Genomic DNA, 17,278 nt, shown 5'->3' with positions numbered 1-17,278 from the left:
CGCGCGGGAAGGGGGCGCGTCGCAGAAAGGGGTTGGGGGAGCGTTGGGGACGGTGAGGGCGGTTCAAGGACGGCGAATTCGCACCGTCCGAACGGGAGTGGTCGTCGCTTGTCGGGCAGTCGGGAAGGTCGCAAACTGCGCGGCTTGGAGTCCTCCGCAGCCCAATCCCCCGCCGCCGTCTGCCTCGTCGTATTGACGGATGCCCTGTATCTGCCGGGCACGCGAAAGCTGCTGGAGTCATGGGATGCGTGGCATCCGCGGCTGCCGGTGGTGGCGCTGAGCGTGGAGGCCGCGGTGCTGGAGGATCCGTGGTTGGTCGCGCGCTGTGAACGGCGGGTGCGGATCGATCCGGCACCCTACGCGGACATTCAAACCTACAAGAAGCGGCACTCGCGGCGGCATGCGCAGACCTTCTTCAAGTTTGAGGCGTTCGGTGACTTCGGTTTCGAGCGAAACGTGTTTTTGGACAGCGACGTGCTTTGCCTGCGCGAAGCGTCCGCGCTGCTGGCGCCCGGCGCGGTGTCGTTGCGGGCGGTGCTGGACAGTGGCTTCCGCAAGACGCGCGCCTACAAAGGGCACGCCATTGAGATCAACAGCGGGGTATTGTCGATCGGGAGCCGTATCCAAGGTGCGGCGACGATCGCGCGATTGCAGGCGTTGGCCCGCACCTCACCCGGACGCGGTGGCTACAACGCGGGGGATCAAGGCATCGTGAACAAGTGGATCGCCGCGGACGGCATCGACGTCGAACTGCTCTCGCCGGACTACAACCTGATCAAGAAAGACTACACCGATGAGGCCGGTCTGGCGGAGTGCCGGCTGCTGCATTTCGCCGGGCACAAACCGTGGATCGGTCGTCAGCGCAACGACGGCGCGGCGGTAGCGCTGGATCCTCTGGAACGGCTGTGGGGCGGGACGGCGGATTGACCACCCTGAGCGCAAACTCGTATGGTGAAGCTTGATGAATGTCTCGCTCGCTGATTTGCGCCGTAGGGCGCGGGAGGTCGCTGAAGCCGTTGAGTGTCGCCAGGAGGTCACAATTTCAAAACGAGGTCAGCGGATCGCGAGGATAGTGCCTTACGAACAACCGTTAGCGGAGAAACCCGTTACCGTAGCCGGACACCCGGCGGTTGGGATGTGGGCGGATCGAGCTGATATGGCTGATGTTGCGAAGACCGCGCGGCGGCTTCGCCGAGTTCGACACGATTCGTAGCGCACTAGGATAGTTCTGCTGGCCGGGAAAAGGGGCCACGGATGACACAGATGAGCACGGATTGGTGCCTCTGAACTCGCCTCCTTATCCGTGAAGATCCGTGGAATCCGTGGCTAAGAAAACGAAGTGAAGCGGTAGAACGAAGCACGTTTGCGGAAGGAGGCTCCGCGATCGCCGTGTCTACGGGCCACGCTTTCACCTTCGGCTCAAGCGCAGCTACACTTTGAGGCAACGTTAGATGCTCAGTCGCGGCCGAGGTAGCGTTGGGTGAGGGCGGCCCATTCGGCGCTGCGAAGGTGTTCGAGCAGGGCGACGTTGATCTGCTGGCGGCGCGGGTCTTCGAGGCGCAGGGCGATGGCGTAGTCACGGCGTTCAAAGACGTTCGGCAGGATGCTGAGGCCTTCGTGTTGGCGGAGTTGGTAGCGCAGGATGGGGGCGTCGTAGACGCAGGCGGCGGCCTGGCCCTTGGCGACGGCGTCGAGGGCTTCGCCGATGTCGTCGAAGGTGATGTGCCGGATGCCTTCCTTGTCCAACCAGTCGGCGGCGGCGGAGTTGCCGAGGGTGGCAACGGTGAAGCGCTTGAGGTCGTCGACTTGGCGGATCTCGGTGTTGATGCGCGTCACAGTGAGCGAGGAGGCGATCTGGGCGGTGAAACCGGAGATGATGATCACGCTGGTGAACATCCACACGAGAGCGACAAGGCGGCCGCCGAGGGTTTGCGGGGCTTTGTCGCCGTAGCCGACGGTGGTCATGGTCACGGCCGACCACCAGAAGGCACTGCCGAGGCCTTTCGCGGGCGGACCGCCGAACTGCTCGGGGTTTTTGCGGCGCTCGAAGAACCAGAGCCCCACGCCGGCGGCGAGCAGCACGAGTGACAGCGCGCCGATGACTTTGAGGAAGGCCAATGAGAAGAGCGCGCGCAGCATGGAGAGCCAGCCGCCCTCACCGGTGGCGGGCACCACGATGCCCAGGCCGCTGGTGAAGAAGGGTTGGGAAAAGTCGACCCGCCGGGCGCGATCGGCGGTCACCGTGATGGCGGCAATGGAGGCGTCGAGCGAGCCATCGGCCACACCTTCGACGAGGGATTCCGGATCGCCCATGGCGCGCCATTCCGTCTGCAGGCTGAGCTCGTCAGCGATTTCCTCCCACAGCGTGATGCTCAGGCCCGACCAGGAACCATCCTCGGCCTGCATGGCGAAGGGCGGGGCTTCGCGGGTGCCGATGATGACGGTGGTGTCGTTGTTCTGTGAATACGCGAAGACCGGCAGGAGGGCGAGCGCGAGGGAGCGGGCGAGGTAGGGCAGAAGGCGACGCATGGCCCGCAGTGAGCCATGGTTTCGCCGTCGGGCCAAATCCGGAGGTGCGATTGGCGCTACTTCAGGCGCAGGGTGCCGTCGACTTCCTCTACCTCGAAGAAGTGTTCACGCTCCGAGCCGCCGATGTTGGGCGAGTGCAGCGCGAGCATGAGCTGGCCGTCGAAGCGGCGGAAGAGCATGGGGTGGCCGCCGTCGTCGGCGTAGAGCGGCTCCTCCTGCTGGATCCATGGTCCGGCGAGTTTGCCGCTGGTGGACTCGGCGATGCCGACGGTGTAGCCGCCTTCGCCGAAGCCGGACCAGAGCATGAGCAGTTTGCCCTCGCTGGTGCGGTGGAGCCAGGCACCGTCGGTCACGTAGCAGCCGTATTCTTCGTTTTTCACGGCCCAGGGAGCGTCGCTGCCATGGAAGAGGCGGAAGGGTTCACCGACGGTGGCGGAGAGGTCGGGCTTGAGTTCGATGGCGTTGATGGTGCCGTCTTTGATCTGCACCCACTCGTGGCAGAAGACCATGTAGGGCGTGCCGTCTTCGACAAAGAGAGTGCCGTCGAGGGTCATCATATCGGCCGGCAGGGTGGGCTCGTCACTGAAGGGCTTGAACGGGCCGAGGGGAGAGTCGGCCACGAGGATCTGCGACGCGCGGCGCACGCGTGGGCGCCAGTTGCGCCATTGCTCAGGCAGGAGGTGGGAGGAGTCGAAGGTGAGGAAGAGGTAATACTTCTCCTGATACGCGTGCATCTCCGGCGCCCAGATGCCGCGGTCGGCCCACCAGTCGTCGGGCTTTTCGTAAACGACGACGGGTCCGGTCCAGCGTTTGAGGTCGGTGCTGCGGTAGGCGACGACGGTCGACTTGGGCTGCGGGCCGCGGACGCGGTAGGAGGTATACATGAGGTAACCGCCGCTGGCTGGATCGGGATAAACGAGAGAGTCGCGGGCACGGAGGTTTTCGAGGTCCCAGGTGTTGACGGCCGGCGGGGAGTTGGGGGGCGGGATGCCGAAGTCGGGCGTGCCGTCCTCGTTCCAGCGCACGGCTTTCACGCGGGTGTGGCGGTTGGGATCGCGCAGCGGGTCGCCGCGCATCTCGGTGTAGTCGCGGGCGTGATACACGATCACGTCGGTCGCGCCGTCTTCGGCTTTGGTGAAAGTGTGGTGACCGGGGCCGTAGATTTTATGGTCGGGGGCGGATTGAAAAACGGGTTCCGGAGACTTGGTCCAGGATGCCGGGTCGAGCAGGTCGGCATCGAGGTCGGCGGTGAGCATGCCCACGCAGTATTCGGGGCCGGTGCCAGCGGCGGAGTAGGTGAGGAAGAGTTTGTCGGGGCCGCGCAGGATGACGGGGCCCTCGTTGACGGCGTAGCGCACCTTTTCCCAATCGTATTCCGGTTCGGAGAGCATCACGGCCGGGCTGGCGAGGGTGGTGGGGTCGGCGAGCGGGGCGATGTAGAGGTTGGAGTTGCTGTGGTCACCGAGGCCTTTTTGGGCCCAGAGTAGGTAGGTGGTGCCGCGGTGCTCGAAGAGGGTGGCGTCGAGGGCGAAGTTGTCCCAGCCGGTGTCGATGGGGCCGAGCTCGGTCCATTCGCCCTCGAGCGGATTGGGTGAGGCGTTTTCGAGCACGTAGATGCGGAGGTGCCAGCGGTTTTCGGCGTCGCCGGCGGCGAAATAGATATACCACTTGCCGTTGAGGAAGTGGATTTCGGGGGCCCAGATGTGGTCGCCCATGGGACCGGTGGCGTGTTTGTGCCAGATGGCCTTGGGTTGGGCGGTGCGCAGCTCGCCGATGGTGCGGGCGCGGCGCAGCTCGAGGCGATCGTAGGCGGGCACCGTGCCCATGTAGTAGTAGTAGCCGTCGGTGTGTTTGTGGATGTGCGGGTCGGCGCGCTGCAGGATGAGCGGGTTCGGCAAGGCGTCGATGGCATCGGCCACGGCCGGATCGGCGGTGGAAGCCGCGTGGGGGGCGTCGACAGCAAAGAGGGAGGGGGCTGAAGTGAGCGCGGCGAGGGTGGCGACGCAGAAAAAGCGGCGAAGGGAACGCATAGGGATTGGCAAGGGGCGAGCGGGTAAAGGGGACGGACGAAGGACCAGTGCGGCGCAGGAAGCACCATGGGAGCAAGGGCGAGCTTGTCTAACCGTCAGACACGATCGAAGGGCTGAGCGGTGGATTGACGTCGGCGGAGTGAGCGGTTTCGTTCGGGCAACCCCATGAATTTAACGTTACATCAACCCCGGTGGCAGCGTGTGTTTGCCGTGAAGTCGATTGGTTTGGTTTTGGCTGCCGTGATGGTGGCCGTGGCGCCGGCCGCTGCGAAGCGCCCGGAATGGCAGGACGTGGCCGGCAACGAAATCAAAGGGAAGCCGGTCGAGGTGCTCGGCCCCTTTGCGCTCTTTAAATCGGGAGCGCGCGCAGGGCAGCGGGTGCTGTTGCGGGGGCTGGCGCCCGAGGATGCCGCGCGTTTGGGGGCGGAGATGGCCGAGCGGCCGGCGCGGGCAGCGAGTTGGGCGGACGCGGCCGGGGACGTGACCGCGGAGTTGCCGAACCGGGTGATGCGGGTGGAGCAGGACAAGCTGGTCCTGGCTGACCTGACCGCGGTGCCGGAGCCGGAGGTGTTGGTGGTGCTGTTTGGCTCCCACAACGACGGGGAATCGTGGCGCATGTTGGGTAACTTTGAACCGACCTATCGTCGCCTGCGGGCGATGTATGGGGATCGCGTCGAGGCGCTCTTTTACGGCGTGCGGCATGACGCGGCACAGCATGCACGCATCGCGGTGACCGGGCAGCCGAGGTGGCTGGTGACGGACTACATGAGCCAGCGCGGGATGAACACGCTCTCCCGCTTCGCGCCGCGCGAAGGTATCTCGATGGTGGCGCTCTCGCGCGAAGGCGTGCCGCTCGTTTCGTCGACGGCCAAGGATCTCGCGGAGATCCAGGAATTCGTGGATGGGCTCAACGAAATCATGTGGCTGACGGATCCGACGGCGCCGAGCAGCTGGCCGGATCGGTTGCACTATCTCAACGCGGCGCGGCCGGTTTGGTTTGCCGAAGGCGAAAGCGCCCCGGTGTTGGTGGGCGACCCGCTGCGTGACGATGGGCTGCGGCAGCGCGGCATCACGCGGATCAAAGCCGAGATCGAGGTGGGCGCTGATGGCCGGGCGACCGAGGCACGGATCGATGGGGCTGCAGGTGTGCCGGAGAAGTGGATACATCCGCTGGAGCAGGCTTTGGTGCAGGCCGCGCGATTCAGTCCGGCGGTGGCGCGGGGTCAGGCCGTGGCCGGCACGGCGCCTTACGACCACGTGGTCTCGGCGGCGGATCCGCTCACGCCGGCGGAGCAGGCGTGGCTGAAGGGCACAGCCGCCATCCCGCTGGCGCTGCGCGATTGGCTGGTGCTCAAGCCGGTGGATGTGCCTGAGCAGATGTTTTCGGTGGTGGAGGGCGTGAACGAGGATGGGGTGGTGATGATGTCGGCCTTTGAGGCGGACACGGCGAAGGTTTCCCGTTCGTCGCAGATGAACGCTTTCGACCACGATTGGTTTGATGACGCCGCCGGCGGGGCGGCGGCGGTGGCGCCGCAGGCGGGCGATAAGCAGGACGTTGCCGGCACGGAGCTGGAGTGGCGCAGTATGCAGGCGGATGAGCACGGGTTCGTGGATCTGCAGTCTTTTGAACGGCGCGACTACTGCATCGGTTACGCGTGGACGGCGCTCGAGTCGCCGCAGGAACTCGACGCATGGTTGGCCATTGGCAGCGATGAAGGCCTCAAAATTTGGCTCAACGGCGAGCTGGTGCACGACCGATGGGTGCGGCGCATCAGCAAGCTCGATGACGACATCGTGCCCTTAAAACTGCGCGCCGGTGAAAACCGCATCCTGATCAAGATCCAGAACGCGACCGGCGACTGGAGTTTTGTATCACGGATGCGACTACGCGCGCCGCGCTGAGTTGTGCTCAGTCGACCGAAGCGACGGCGACGGCGGGCGCGACCGTGTCTGTCATCGGCTCGGCGGTCGGCGCGTCCTGCACCATGAACGGCGGCTCCACGTCGCCGATGGCGGCGTGGTTGCGGATCCGATCGACCATGGGCGCGGTGAGGCGCATGCCGGAGCCGACGAGCACCACACCCTCGCTGGTGGTGATGGGAGAGACCACGATCTGTCCGGGGCAGAGCCCGGCGGAAGTGAGCGGCTGGATCGGTGCGGTCGATGACAGCGGGTTGATGAGGAAATCGCCGAAGCAGGCAAAGCAGCGCACGAGCAAGTCGGGGTCATAATAACCCTCGCAGTCCTGCATGGTTTGGAAGGCCTGGCGCTTGACCACGCCGTCGGCTTCCAGGTCGAGTCGATCGTGGAGAATTTTGAGCATGCGGGCGCCGAGCGGAATGTCGCGACCGGCTGGGGCATCGGGCGGGCTGCCGCGACCGTCGAAGCGCAGGTGTTGGTGCAGCACGATTTGGGCGACCCCTTCGAGGCGAGGGATGGGCGCGAGTAGGTCGTGACCCATCTCCGGGATGCGCCGGCGGAGGTTGGCTTCGGCGACGGTGAGTGGATCGCCCTCGCGGAGTTTCTGCAGCAGGGCGGGCGGCAGGGCGGTGCAGCCGAGGGAGGACAGCAGCGCGCCGAGCTCCAGTTCCCAAATGGACTCGGCCCCGACGGCGCGGGCAAAGGGGCCCATGGAATCGCGCAGGCGTTGACCGCGACCGAGGGCCTCGGGCGAGACCATGGCGAGCACGTCGGTGAGCAGCTTGATGCTGCCGGCGAGGGTGTGTTCGAGCAGATCGCGTTCGGCGCGGATGAGCGCGTGTTGAGCGATGGCATCCTCCAGCGCCTGATGCAGGACGTCGGGATCGGCGGGCTTGTTGAGGAAACGAAAGATATGGCCGCGGTTGATGGCCTCGATGGCGGTGCCTTGATCGGCGTTGCCGGTGAGCATCATGCGCACCGTATCCGGAAAACGCTTACGCACGATTTCGAGCAACTCCACGCCGTCGAGACCGGGCATGCGCATGTCGGCCAGGATGGCGGCGTAGGTCTGGCCGGAGTCGAGCAAGGCGAGGGCTTCGGCGCCACCGATGGCGGTGTCGAAGGCAAAGTCGCGGCGCAGATTGCGGCGAAAGGCCGAGAGGATGAGCGGGTCGTCGTCGACGAAGAGCAGGCGGCGGTTCATGGCGTGGAGTCGGCGGCGGCGGCGTGGTTCGCCGGAGGATGGAGTGGCAGCAGGATGCGGAAGGTGGTGCCCTCGCCGGGAGCGGTGGTGAAATCGATGCTGCCGCCGTGGAGGTTCACGACGACGGTGTGCACGATGGCGAGGCCTTGCCCGGTGCCTTTGCCAACTTCCTTGGTGGTGAAGAAGGGTTCGAAGATCTGCGGCTGCACCGCGGGGGGGATGCCGGCGCCGGTGTCGGCCACCTCGATCACGGCGTAGTCGCCGGCGCGGCGGGTGCGCACGGTGATGCGGCCCAGTTCGCCGGCGGGGCGGGCGGCGGTATTGTCGGCTATGGCGTGGGCGGCGTTGACCAGGAGGTTGAGCATGACCTGGTTGAAGGAATCGACCACGCAGGGCACGGGTGGCAGCTCGGGGTCGAAATCGGTATCGACGGTGGAGACGTATTTCCACTCGTGGCGCGAGACGGTGATGGTGGTCTCGATGACGTGGCGCAGGTCGACGGGTTTGGGCTCCGGTGGATTGGGGTGGGAGAATTCCTTGAGGGAGCGCACGATGCGGGCGATGCGGCCGAGGCCCTCGAGGGTCTGCTCCAGCGTGCGGGGCACTTCGTCGAGGAGGAAGTCGACCTCCTCGCGATCGATGGTGGCGGTGGTCTCGGCGAGGGTGGCGCGAATGGTGGCGGCATCGGCGCCGCTTTGGATGGTTTCGGCGAGACGGCGGTGCGCGGCGGCGAGTTGGTTGAGCTGGGGAAAGCTGTCGGCGAGGAAGCGGGTGTTGTCGGAGATGAACTGGGTGGGGGTGTTGATCTCGTGGGCAATGCCGGCGGCGAGGCGGCCGATGGACTCGAGCTTTTGGGCGAGTTGCAGTTGGAGCTCGAGTTCGCGGGCCTTGGCTTCGGCGAGTTTGCGGGCAGTGATGTCGCGGGAAATGCCGAAGGTGCCGATGATGGCGCCCTCGCGGTCGCGGAGGGGGAACTTGGATGTAGTGACCCAGGTGATACGGCCGTCGGTCCAGGTCTCCTTTTCCTCGTGATTGAGCAGGGCGTCTTCGGTGCGAATGATGCGTTGCTCGTCCTCGTAGGCGGCTTGGGCGTGGTCGGGCTTAAAACGGTCGAAATCGGTTTTGCCCACGAGAGCGGCGGGGTCGGCGCTGCCGTCTTTGTCGGCGAGGGAGCGGCTCACGCGGATGAAGCGGCTGTGGCGGTCTTTGAAATAGACGGCGTCGGGCAGGGTCTCGAGCAGGGCGTGCAGCAGCTCGGTGTCTTCGGTGAAAATGCGGTCGGGGTTGCCGGTGCCCTTGGCTTGCACGGCGTGCACGCTCACCCACGCATTGGTGGCACCGATGTCGGTCGGGGTCGGGGAGTCGGGGGCGGCGTGGATGGCGACGGTGGCGAAGGCGGGGATCTCGCTGCCCCAGGTGTCGCGCAGTTTGCAGCGGCCACGCCAGGCGCCGAAGAACTCGGCCCGCAGCAGGATGGCGTCCCGGATGTCCTCGTTGTTTTCGAGCGAGATGATGTCGGTGAGGCTGATGCGGGCGGGGTCGCCGTCGTCATCAGGCAGGAGCCAGCTGCGGCCAACGCTGTTGAGAAACGCCAGTTGCAGCGTATCGCGATGAAAGAGGGCGATGAGCGAGGGGGCGCTGGCGGCTGCGGTAAACAGGGCCCGGACCACGGCGTTGTCTGCCGTGACCTCATCGGGTCCGAGCGAGCGGCCATCGCAGAAGGCGGGGAGCTGCGTGGGCATGGATTTGTGGGATTGGGCCGAGGTGGCCGGTCTAATCGATCTTATCGGCACACTTGGGCGCGTATTGAACCGGGTGGATGCACGTAGGGTGGGCGGGTGATTGTGCGATTCGCTTTGCACTGAAGGGCGAGCGGAAGGGGGCCGATAGGAGCAAGGTGACCCCCGACGCCGCGGTGCCTGTTGAGGATACCCCGAGCGAGGCAACCGCCCGCCCGGAGATGGCGGAGCCTGTCGCCGCGAAGCCGTTGCCGTCGACGGTGGCGGTGGTGGAGCCGTCGCGTCGCATCCTGTTTGTCGATGACGAGCGACTGGTGTTGGAGGGGATCCGGCGCGGATTGCGCGCGAGTGGTGCGACCTGGGATATCGTTTATGAGACCGATCCGCGGGTCGCGTTGGCGCGGCTGCAGCACGAAGTGTTTCACGTGGTGGTGGCCGATATGCACATGCCGGGGATAACGGGCGCGGCGCTGTTGGCAGCGGTGGGGGCGCAACAACCGGACTGTGTGCGGGTGATGCTGACCGGGCAGGCGGACATGAACACGGCGCTCGCGGCGGTGAATGAAGGGCACGTCTTCCGGCTGCTGCTGAAACCCTGTGAAAAGGCGGACTTGGTGCGCAGTCTGGAGCAGGCGCTGCGGCAATATGATTTGCAGACGGCGGAGCGGGATCTGTTGCGGTCGCGGCTGGAGCACGCGCAGCGGCTGGCGGTGGTGGGTGAGTTCACGGCCGGGGTTACGCATGACGTGAACAACTTGTTGTCGGTGGTGCTTACCCTGGCGCGGGACTCGGCCTTGTTTGAGCCGGCGAAGAGTCTGGCCATGATCGAAGACGCGGCCAGTCGGGCGGCGGAGATGACGAAGGAGTTGATGGGGTTCAGCCGCCGGGACGGAGCCGACGAACTCGAGCCGGTGGAGCTGGGGCGGGCGGTGCGCGGCTGTGCGACCTTGTTGCGGCCCATGCTGGCGCATGAGCACAAACTGGAGTTGATCCTGCCGGAGGAGGAGGTCTGGGTGAACAGCCATCTCGGGCGGCTGCGACAGATCGTGAGCAACCTCGTGATCAACGCCCGGGACGCGTCACCGCCGCAAGGGCGGATCGTTGTGATCGTGGAGTCAGCGGAGCTGGCCGAGGCGCGTCCGGACGTGCACCGGGAGGTGCGTTTGACGGTGCGCGATGAAGGGCACGGGATGGACGAGGTCACGCGGGCGCGACTGTTTGAGCCGTTTTTCACCACCAAGGCCGAAGGTTGCGGCACGGGGCTGGGATTGGCGTTGGTGCAGCAGCTGGTGCGGCGGCTGGAAGGTCGGATCGAAGTCGAGAGTGCGCTGGGGGCGGGCGCGGCGTTTCATATATTTCTGCCGTCGGTTGAGACCGACTTAAACCCATGACGACCCCTTTGACCGCCCTCCACCATGGCGACGCGCAGGTGAATACCATGCGCACCGTTTTGTTTGTGGATGATGAGCCCATGCTGCTGGCGGGGTTGCGGCGGAGCATGCATGGCCTGCGGGGGGAATGGCGGGCGGCCTACGCCGGCAGTGGCGCGGAGGCACTGGCGCTCATGGAGGCGGAAGGGCCGTTTGATGTGGTGGTGTCGGACATGATGATGCCAGGCATGAGCGGGGCGGAGTTTTTGCGCGCGGTGCGGGAACGGTATCCGGCGACGGTGCGGATCATTTTATCCGGGCAGGCGGATGACCGTCTGGTGGCGCAGTGTGTGGAGATCACCCACCGGTTTTTGGAAAAGCCCTGTGAGACGGCGACGCTGCGCGCGACGCTGGAGTATGCGACCTCGATCGTGTTTGCGGTGCGGGATCCGGCGATCACGGCCTTGGTGGGGCGGATTCAGCGGCTGCCCAGTCCGCCGCAACTGTGTCAGGAACTGGAACAGCGGCTGCGCAACAACCGGGCGTCGGTGGAGGAAATCGGCGAGTTGATCGGTCGCGATCTGGCCATGACCGCGCAGGTGCTGAAGGTGGTGAATTCCGCCTACTTCGGTCTGGCGCGGGAGCTGGAGACGGCGCAGGAAGCGGTGGCGTATCTGGGCGTGGAGATGATTCGCTCACTGGTGGTGCTCAATGGCCTGACCGAGCAGGTGCAGCGGCAGGGCGTGCCGGAGAGCGAGATCGAATCGCTCTGGCAACACAGCCTGCGGGTAAGTGCGGCGGCGCGGGATCTGGCGGAGCTGGAGGGACTGCCGCGCGCGGTCGTGAAAGAGTCGACGACGGCGGGGCTGTTGCACGACGCCGGCAAGCTCGTGCTGGCGATGAATTTCCCGGGGCGCACCAAACAGATCATCGCCGATGCCCAAGCGCGGGCGGAGGCGGTGGCGGTTCTCGAGCGTGAGGTGCATGGCTGCACGCACGCCGATGTGGGCGGCTATCTGTTTGCGTTGTGGGGACTCAGTCTGCCGGTGGTGCAGGGGGTGGCCTGGCATCATGCGCCGGTGCGTCAGGAGCCGCCGGCGCTCGGCACCGCGATGGTGGTGCATGTGGCCGACGTGCTGGTGCACGATTTCTTCGACGAAGTGGAAGGCGGCAGCAAGCCGTGGCTCGACGAGGCGTATGTGGCGGCGGCGGGTTACGCCGATGCGGTGCCGCGCTGGCGGCAGGCGCTCGAGCACGGTTGGTGCAATCGGTGAGTGGCGGCGGGCGAGCGCGCGCGCGAAGTCCGGCGTGGGAGTGCGGTCAGGGCGTGTTGGTGGGTTGGTAAGGCACGCCGGGGCCGAGGTGTTTCTCGAGGAAGGCAACGATGGCTGCGAAGGCTTCGGTGCGTTCGCTTTCGTTGCTGAGCGAGTGGCCGGACTTGCGCAGCCAAAGCAGCTCGGAGTCGCCCTTTGATTTGCCGAGCGCGTCATACATGCGGCGGGCCTGGCGGAGCGGCACGGTCTTGTCCTGGCGACCCTGGATGATGAGCACGGGGGCCTTGATGGCGGAGCCGAAATTGACCGGGGAAATCGACCGGAAGAAGTCGGGGTCTTCGTCGGGGTCGCCGATGCGCTCGACCCAGGTCTTGCGGGCGGCGGCGCGGTCGCGGTCTTTGTCGGCGCGGTCGAAGATCGCTTCCCAGTCGGTCACGCCGTTGAGGGAGATGCCGCAGGCGTAGAGGTCGGGGGATTTGCCGAGGGCGAAGAGGGCGGAGTAGCCGCCGTAGCTGCCGCCGGCGATGGCGATGCGTTTGGGGTCGGCGACCTTGGCCCGAATAGCCCAGCGGGTGGCATCCTCGATGTCGTCCTGAATGCCGCGACCGATGTTTTGTTTGCCCAGCCATTCGAAGGCGGAGCCGTAGCCCTTGGAGCCGCGGTAGTTCATCTGCAGAACGGCGTAACCGCGGCTGGCGATGAGTTGCACGATCGGATCGAAGCCCCAGTTGTCACGCACCCAGGGGCCGCCGTGGGGGAGGACCACGAGCGGAAGGTTTTTGGGCTTATGGCCGGCTGGCAGGGTGAGGTAGCCGTGGATGGTCGTGCCGTCGCGCGCCTCGTAGGAAATACCCATGGAAGGCGACATGGCGGCGGGATCGATCCAGTCCATGCGGGCGCCGAGGGGCTTGAAGGATCGGGCCGTGCGATCGAGTAGGAAGTAGGATCCGGGGTCGCGGTCGGAGTAGGAGAAGAAAAGCAGGCGTTGGTCGTCGCGGGATTGGTTGACGAGCACGTTCACGCGGCCGGCGCGGGCGCGATCGACGGCGGCCTGGATGGTGGCGAATTCCGGGTCGAGCCACTTCACGCGGGGGAAGTCGGCGGTGTAGGCGATGCCGAGCAGGGACTGGGTGCGGGCGGAGAAAATGGGACGCGTGAGGTCGATGCCGGCGTAGGTGTTGAAGGAACCGTTGGAGACGACGTCGTAGGTCGGGTCGGACACGATGGGCTCTTCGGTGACGGTGCCGTTGGCCAGGTCGTAGGTCAGCACGCACCAGCGGTCCTCGGCGTTGAAGCCGGCGACGTAGAACGTGGCGTTGTCGGGATCGAAGGCGTAGGGGCGAAGTTTTTCGTGGCCGCGGTTGGGCAGCGGCAGGGTGCGCCAGTCGGCGTCGGCGCGATCGCGGTAGATGACGGATTGGGTGTCCTCGTCGCGGACGACCCCGAGTCGCACGATCCCCTCGTGATCGGTCATCCAGGCGCGCACGTTGCCGGGGTTTTCTTCGATCGTTTTGCTCAGGCCGGACTGGGTGTCGATTTCCAGCACATCGGGGTGCGGATTGCCGGGCGTGTAACCGCGACCGTGGTCGAGCACGAGGAGGCGGTCGGTGCCGTCGTTGAAGACGTGGGCGACGTCGATGGCGAGGGTGGCGTGGCGACCGTGGGGATCAAATTCGTAGCCGGTGAGGCCGACCCAGTTTTTGCCATCCCGGTCGACGGCGGCGGAGCCGAAGATGCGATCCCAAATGGTGGTGGTGATGGTGAGGCGTTCGTCGCCGACCCATTGGAAGCGATGCACTTCCTTGGGCATGGGCGTGCCGTTGTAGGGCACGGAGCCGATTTTGAAGCGGGTGATTTGGTCGGTGGTGAGGTCGAGCACGCAGAGGTGCTGCTGGCCGCCGTAGTCGCGGGTGAAGGCGAGGGCTTCGCCATTGGGCGAGAGGCGCGCCTGGCTGATGATGGGGGTGCGGGCGAAGTCGGCGACGGGCGGACGTTCCGCAGCGGAGAGGGGCAGCGTGACGGCCGCCAAGGCACCAAGCAGCAGCGCGCGAGGGCGCAGAGAAGAGAGGGGTAGCATGGGGAGTTTGGGGAAAACCAGCCCACGCAAAACGGTGCTGCGCTTCGTGCAAGCGGCCGACGATTCGCACCGTCCGAAAGGCGGCGGTCGGGGCGGCCGGGCGGTCAAACGCTCAAAGCGACGGGCTGGTGTCGGGTCGCGGGGCCCCCGGCGTGAAGGCGTGTTCGCGGTAAAGGAACTCCATCAAGGCGGCACCGTCGTCGGCCGCGAAACGCGCTTGATGGTGCCACGGCTCGGGCAGGCCTTGGAGGACGCTGCGGTCGATAAGCCAGAGGGCGAGCAGGGGGGCGTCGGGGGATTCGAAGGTGATGGTGTAGCGAAACTGCGGTGGGGGGAAGGGAGACAACAGCACCGTCGCCGCGCCGTCTTGATCGGCCAGCGGGGGCTCCTCGCAGGCGAGCAGGAGGTCGGCGACCATCTGGATGTCCGCCGCTTTCCCTGAGCGAAAGATGCGGAATCGTGTAGGCTCGCGGGGGAAGTTGCGGTTCACCTGCACTTTGACGGCGGTGGCTCGTTGCGCGACGTCACGGAGGAAGGCGTGGAAATTCGGGGGCGAGGTGTCGGTGTCCTCAGTGGCGTTTCCGCGGGGGGCGGTGGCGGCCAGGCCCGCGGTGAGCAGGCAAAGGAAGAGACCGAGGCGACGAATCGCGGGAGGGGTGACTGACATGGGAAACGCTGGGGGACCGGGGTTGCGGTGGATTCGTCATGGAAACAGGGGGACGCGTCGGCTCAAGCTTCGGACTATCCGAATTGTCCGATCTTTGCTGCGTTGGGCGGCTCAGGCGCAATGCTCGTTCAACCCCGGCCCCGTGCCTTTCCGCCCCACGTCCCTCTCAACCTTCTGCCATGTCCCAGTCTTCTTTAACCTACGGCGACTTCACCCTGCCCGGTGAAGCCGGTTACGAAAAACTCACTCTCGAACTCGCTGAAAAGTGGGGCGCGGACACGATCCGCGACTCCGACGGCACCCAGCTCTCGCCGGAGATCCTCGACAGCGGCAAGGCGATCTACTCGACGCTCTGTCTGGTGCGTTCGGTGCAACCCTGGGCGCGCGAACACCAGAACCAGTTGCAGCAGAACTTCCTCATGTCGCTGCCCAAGATCGCCGCGCGCAAGACGCTCACGATCACGCCGCTGGAAGGTTACTACGACGAGCAGTTTGTCCTGAACGTGTCCGACAATCCGAAGCGTTGGTGGCAGGTCTTCGATCGCACCACGGGGCAGGAGGTGCCCAAGCGTCATTGGTCGGTGAATACGAAGCGCGGCACCGTCACGATCGCCGAGGCCGTGCCCGGGCACACCTACACGGTCAACTTCCTCGCCTTCCGCATCTGGGAGGAGATCTCGATGTATAATCACCTCACCAACAACTGGGGGGATCGGGAGCACCTCGCGGCCGTCGATCCGATGCAGCCAGCGGTGCAGAAGGTGATCCTCAGGTTCCTCGATGGTTGGCTCGATGAGCATGCCGCCACGACGGTGGTGCGCCTCACCTCGATGTTCTACAACTTCTCGTGGTTCTGGGGCAGCGATCATAAAACCTTGCGTGATCGCTACACCGACTGGGGCGACTACGCCATGACGGTGAGCCCGCGGGCCCTGAAGCTGTTTGAGAAACGCTACGGCTACGCGCTCACCTCGGAGGACTTTGTCCAGGGGGGGCGCTACAACTCGACCCACAATCCGCCCACCGCGCGCTACCGCGACTACATGGATTTTATCCATGACTTCGTGATCAGCTTCGGCCGCGAGTGCATCGCCAAGATTCAGGCGGCGGGCAAGAAGGCCTACGTGTTCTACGACGATCACTGGGTTGGCGTGGAACCGAGCAGCGAGCGTTTCCCGGAGTTCGGTTTTGATGGTCTGATCAAGTGCGTCTTCAACGCCTTCGAGGTGCGGCTCTGCGCCCATGCCAAGGGCAACTGCGCCCGCGAACTGCGCCTGCATCCCTACCTCTTCCCGACCGGTCTGAAGGGCGAACCGACCTTTGCGCCCGGTGGCAACCCGACGCTCGACGCCAAAAACTTCTGGATTGATGCGCGCCGCGGTATTTTGCGCGCGCCGATCGATCGTATCGGTCTCGGTGGCTACCTGTCCCTGGTCGAGCCCTTCCCGGATTTCCAGGATTACATCGCCGGCGTGGCGCAGGAGTTTCGTCGCCTGAAGGCCCTGCACGCGGGCGGCAAACCGTGGACCGCTCCCTTCAAAGTGGGCGTGCTCACGGCGTGGGGCGACCTGCGCGCCTGGACTTGCTCGGGTCACTTCATCAAGGGCGTGGAGCTCTACGATGTGATCGAAGCGTTGTCGGGTCTGCCGGTCGACGTGGAGTTTCTCAGCCTGGCCGACATCGCCGAGAACGGCGTGCCGCGCGGCATCAAAACCATCATCAACTGCGGCGCGGCTGGCACCGCCTGGAGCGGCGGCGAGCATTGGGCGGACCCCGCGGTCGAAGCCAACCTCACCGCCTGGGTGCAGCGTGGCGGTGGCCTGATCGGTATCGGTCAACCGTCGGCCTTGGCGCAGCCCGGTCGCACCTTCCGCCTCGCGGCGCTGTTGGGCGTCGATCAGGACACCGGTGATCGTCTGGCCAACGGCAAATACAAGTTCACCCCGGTAGCGGCCGGGGAGGTGGACGGCCTCGGGCAGCACTTCATTACCAGCGACTGCACGCAGGTGCCGGTGGAAGGCGCGCAGGTGCATGGCCTGCACGTGCTCGATGGCGACACCGCGGTGCTCGCGGCGCGCGGCAGCGAGCCCACGCTCACGGTGCGCGCGGCCGGCAAGGGCCGCAGCATGTATGCGGCGGGCTTCAGCTTCACGCCGGAGAACACCCGCCTGCTGCATCGGGCGCTGTATTGGACTTCTGGTTACGAGGCGAAATGGAGCGACTGGAACACCAGCAACGTGCGCACCGAGTGTGCGTGGTTCCCTCAAGCCAAGCAGCTCATCGTCATCAATAACGACGGTGAACCGCAGACCACCACTGTGAAGCCCACCGGCGCGCGCAAGGCTGTGACCGTCGACCTCGAAGCCCACGGCATCGCCGTGCTCGACCTCTGAGGGCGAGCCGCCGCGGTCGCCGAGAGGCACGGAGTTTTTTTAACCACGGATGGACACGGATAGCTTCGCCTACCG

12 protein-coding genes are annotated in these 17,278 nt (G+C 65.6%); 6 read left to right on the top strand and 6 right to left on the bottom strand.

The genetic code is table 11. From position 1 onward, the window contains the following. Nucleotides 1–144: 144 nt before the first annotated feature. Together K1X11_RS10930 and K1X11_RS23505 are read left to right on the top strand one after the other, a co-directional pair. On the top strand, nt 145–927 hold the full coding sequence (locus K1X11_RS10930) for a glycosyltransferase family protein (protein ID WP_221032379.1): 783 nt from the start codon (nt 145–147) through the stop codon (nt 925–927). Between the two features lie 34 nt (nt 928–961). Beyond that, on the top strand, nt 962–1,213 hold the full coding sequence (locus K1X11_RS23505) for a type II toxin-antitoxin system Phd/YefM family antitoxin (RefSeq protein ID WP_221032378.1): 252 nt from the start codon (nt 962–964) through the stop codon (nt 1,211–1,213). 242 nt (nt 1,214–1,455) lie between these two features. Here K1X11_RS23505 and K1X11_RS10925 read toward each other — a convergent pair whose 3' ends face one another. Both K1X11_RS10925 and K1X11_RS10920 read right to left on the bottom strand, forming a co-directional pair. Continuing rightward, entirely contained in the window at nt 1,456–2,529 is a 1,074-nt protein-coding gene (locus K1X11_RS10925; protein WP_221032377.1) for a transporter substrate-binding domain-containing protein, read from the bottom strand. Nucleotides 2,530–2,585: 56 nt separating this feature from the next. Then, complete coding sequence (locus K1X11_RS10920) at nt 2,586–4,559, bottom strand: family 43 glycosylhydrolase (RefSeq protein ID WP_221032376.1); 1,974 nt, start codon at nt 4,557–4,559, stop codon at nt 2,586–2,588. A gap of 165 nt (nt 4,560–4,724) precedes the next feature. Between K1X11_RS10920 and K1X11_RS10915 the strand changes: the two genes are divergently transcribed. Next, nucleotides 4,725–6,461 carry an energy transducer TonB gene (locus K1X11_RS10915; RefSeq protein ID WP_221032375.1) on the top strand — a complete coding sequence of 579 codons (1,737 nt, stop codon included), beginning with the start codon at nt 4,725–4,727 and terminating at the stop codon, nt 6,459–6,461. Between the two features lie 7 nt (nt 6,462–6,468). On the opposite strand, the gene K1X11_RS10910 is transcribed toward K1X11_RS10915, so the two are convergent. Together K1X11_RS10910 and K1X11_RS10905 are read right to left on the bottom strand one after the other, a co-directional pair. Then, nucleotides 6,469–7,683, bottom strand: a complete 1,215-nt coding sequence (locus tag K1X11_RS10910) for an HD domain-containing phosphohydrolase (RefSeq protein WP_221032374.1) — start codon at nt 7,681–7,683, stop codon at nt 6,469–6,471. Further along, nucleotides 7,680–9,425, bottom strand: coding sequence for a sensor histidine kinase (locus K1X11_RS10905; RefSeq protein ID WP_221032373.1), 1,746 nt, complete (start codon nt 9,423–9,425; stop codon nt 7,680–7,682). Before K1X11_RS10905 ends, K1X11_RS10910 begins: the two co-directional genes overlap by 4 nt. A 173-nt stretch (nt 9,426–9,598) precedes the next feature. On the opposite strand from K1X11_RS10905, the gene K1X11_RS10900 reads away from it, so the two are divergent. Next, entirely contained in the window at nt 9,599–10,813 is a 1,215-nt protein-coding gene (locus K1X11_RS10900) for a sensor histidine kinase (RefSeq protein ID WP_221032372.1), read from the top strand. Further along, nucleotides 10,810–12,066 carry a response regulator gene (locus tag K1X11_RS10895; protein WP_221032371.1) on the top strand — a complete coding sequence of 419 codons (1,257 nt, stop codon included), beginning with the start codon at nt 10,810–10,812 and terminating at the stop codon, nt 12,064–12,066. Before K1X11_RS10900 ends, K1X11_RS10895 begins: the two co-directional genes overlap by 4 nt. A 46-nt stretch (nt 12,067–12,112) precedes the next feature. Here the strand turns inward: K1X11_RS10895 and K1X11_RS10890 are convergent, their stop codons facing one another. Together K1X11_RS10890 and K1X11_RS10885 are read right to left on the bottom strand one after the other, a co-directional pair. Further along, nucleotides 12,113–14,143: an alpha/beta hydrolase family protein gene (locus tag K1X11_RS10890; RefSeq protein ID WP_221032370.1), complete on the bottom strand. Its 2,031-nt coding sequence runs from the start codon at nt 14,141–14,143 to the stop codon at nt 12,113–12,115. A gap of 112 nt (nt 14,144–14,255) precedes the next feature. Beyond that, nucleotides 14,256–14,810, bottom strand: coding sequence for a hypothetical protein (locus K1X11_RS10885; protein ID WP_221032369.1), 555 nt, complete (start codon nt 14,808–14,810; stop codon nt 14,256–14,258). A 179-nt stretch (nt 14,811–14,989) separates the two neighbouring features. Between K1X11_RS10885 and gnpA the strand changes: the two genes are divergently transcribed. Then, on the top strand, nt 14,990–17,203 hold the full coding sequence (gnpA, locus tag K1X11_RS10880) for a 1,3-beta-galactosyl-N-acetylhexosamine phosphorylase (RefSeq protein ID WP_221032368.1): 2,214 nt from the start codon (nt 14,990–14,992) through the stop codon (nt 17,201–17,203). Nucleotides 17,204–17,278: the final 75 nt, after the last annotated feature.

It is taken from the genome of Actomonas aquatica (assembly GCF_019679435.2).
Taxonomy (GTDB): domain Bacteria; phylum Verrucomicrobiota; class Verrucomicrobiia; order Opitutales; family Opitutaceae; genus Actomonas; species Actomonas aquatica.
Note: the sequence above shows the minus strand (reverse complement) of the source record. Positions and strands in the feature narration are given on the sequence as shown.

Bases quoted from the DNA above. Each gene is read 5' to 3' on its own strand.
- K1X11_RS23505 (WP_221032378.1), top strand. From the start codon at position 962: ATGAATGTCTCGCTCGCTGATTTGCGCCGTAGGGCGCGGGAGGTCGCT.
- K1X11_RS10925 (WP_221032377.1), bottom strand. From the start codon at position 2,529: ATGCGTCGCCTTCTGCCCTACCTCGCCCGCTCCCTCGCGCTCGCCCTC.
- K1X11_RS10920 (WP_221032376.1), bottom strand. From the start codon at position 4,559: ATGCGTTCCCTTCGCCGCTTTTTCTGCGTCGCCACCCTCGCCGCGCTC.
- K1X11_RS10915 (WP_221032375.1), top strand. From the start codon at position 4,725: ATGAATTTAACGTTACATCAACCCCGGTGGCAGCGTGTGTTTGCCGTG.
- K1X11_RS10910 (WP_221032374.1), bottom strand. From the start codon at position 7,683: ATGAACCGCCGCCTGCTCTTCGTCGACGACGACCCGCTCATCCTCTCG.
- K1X11_RS10905 (WP_221032373.1), bottom strand. From the start codon at position 9,425: ATGCCCACGCAGCTCCCCGCCTTCTGCGATGGCCGCTCGCTCGGACCC.
- K1X11_RS10895 (WP_221032371.1), top strand. From the start codon at position 10,810: ATGACGACCCCTTTGACCGCCCTCCACCATGGCGACGCGCAGGTGAAT.
- K1X11_RS10890 (WP_221032370.1), bottom strand. From the start codon at position 14,143: ATGCTACCCCTCTCTTCTCTGCGCCCTCGCGCGCTGCTGCTTGGTGCC.
- K1X11_RS10885 (WP_221032369.1), bottom strand. From the start codon at position 14,810: ATGTCAGTCACCCCTCCCGCGATTCGTCGCCTCGGTCTCTTCCTTTGC.
- gnpA (WP_221032368.1), top strand. From the start codon at position 14,990: ATGTCCCAGTCTTCTTTAACCTACGGCGACTTCACCCTGCCCGGTGAA.